This is a genomic window from Geofilum rubicundum JCM 15548 (genome assembly GCF_000974365.1).
GTDB lineage: Bacteria > Bacteroidota > Bacteroidia > Bacteroidales > Marinilabiliaceae > Geofilum > Geofilum rubicundum.
The window spans coordinates 1-1,238 of record NZ_BAZW01000157.1 but is presented as its reverse complement, the minus strand read 5'-3'; the positions used below and the strand labels follow the sequence as shown (position 1 = coordinate 1,238).

The 1,238-nt window shown below is 40.1% G+C and carries 1 protein-coding gene; it reads right to left on the bottom strand.

Annotation, left to right across the window (positions count from 1 at the left end; genetic code table 11):
* Window positions 1–12 precede the first annotated feature (12 nt).
* Window positions 13–1,113 (bottom strand): ISAs1 family transposase, encoded by a 1,101-nt coding sequence (locus tag JCM15548_RS20510; protein WP_062129090.1) that lies wholly within the window; start codon window positions 1,111–1,113, stop codon window positions 13–15.
* Between the last annotated feature and the right edge of the window lie 125 nt (window positions 1,114–1,238).

The following is a 1,238-nucleotide window of genomic DNA, read 5'->3' as shown; positions in this document are numbered from 1 at the left end:
AGGGCAAACGCATTAAAAATTGAGTAATTTCAACAAGTATTCATTGTCCCAGCCGGCCTTTAGTCGTTTGCCCTTCACACTTCGTTTAGTCGTTTTTTCATTTTTTACAATGTTTAGGGCCATTCGCAATATGACAGAATAGTTTTCGGCGGCATTTCTATCTCTTTTTCTACTCTTATCCTCCCCGAATGAAACATCAAGTTGCCAATGAAGTTGGTTTTCAATACTCCAGTGAGACCGTATCGCAGCGCCAATTTTTTCAGGGGTTAGTTTACAACTTGTGATATAATACCTTGTCTCTTGCTGGGTTTCCTTCGAAGCCTTTAGAAAACGAGTGCTATCTATTTTAACCAACCTGCTGACGTTTTGCCACTTTCCTGCATCCGACAATAAGCTTAAGTCATCTGTTATTGTGCAAACGCGTGTCTCTACTCGTCCATGACCAGCATCTACGGACTCATGAACAGCCATTTTATCTTTTTGCGAGAAACGGAATGTATCGATAATTTCAGTATGGAGTTCTTTCTGATTGTCTTTAACAGCCAAGATGTAATCTGCTCCTTTCTCGATAATTTTCTGGGCTATTTTTGTCTGGCACCCCATGGCGTCAATGGTGACAATGCAACCTTCGATATCAAGGACTTTAAGAAGTTCTGGTATCGCTGTGATTTCATTTGACTTTTGATTTGTCTTGACTTGCCCAAGAGCCAGTCCGTTTGCAGCGGCAAAAGCCCCTACCATATGGATCGCCGACTTATTCCCTTGTTTACGCGAGCCTCTGACAGCTTTGCCATCAATGGCAATCACTCCTGTGTTCTTATCACAAATCTCTTTTACCCAACTAATAAAATTGGCTTCAAAAACATCAGGACTCAAAACTGCAAAAAACCGATTGAAAGTATCAGGCGACGGAATACCGTGCTTCAACGACAATGTCTGTTTGAGGAAATCTTCTTTGGAGCGTCCAAACTGGGAGATGTCTTCCCATGTATCAGCTCCGCAGATAACAGCAGCCAGAGTGATGTAAACAATATCTTCGGCCAAGTGTAGCTTTTTCCTATCCATTCTATGTTCCGGTAATGATCTTGCAAAGTTGAGTAATTTATTTTCCATTTAAAATATATCTGTCTGATTATTAGACAAATATACTGTAATTTTGACCAGAAAAACAAGGACAAAAGTCTGATTATCACACGTTTATATCATGCTTTGAAAAATAATTTTAATGCGTTTGCCCT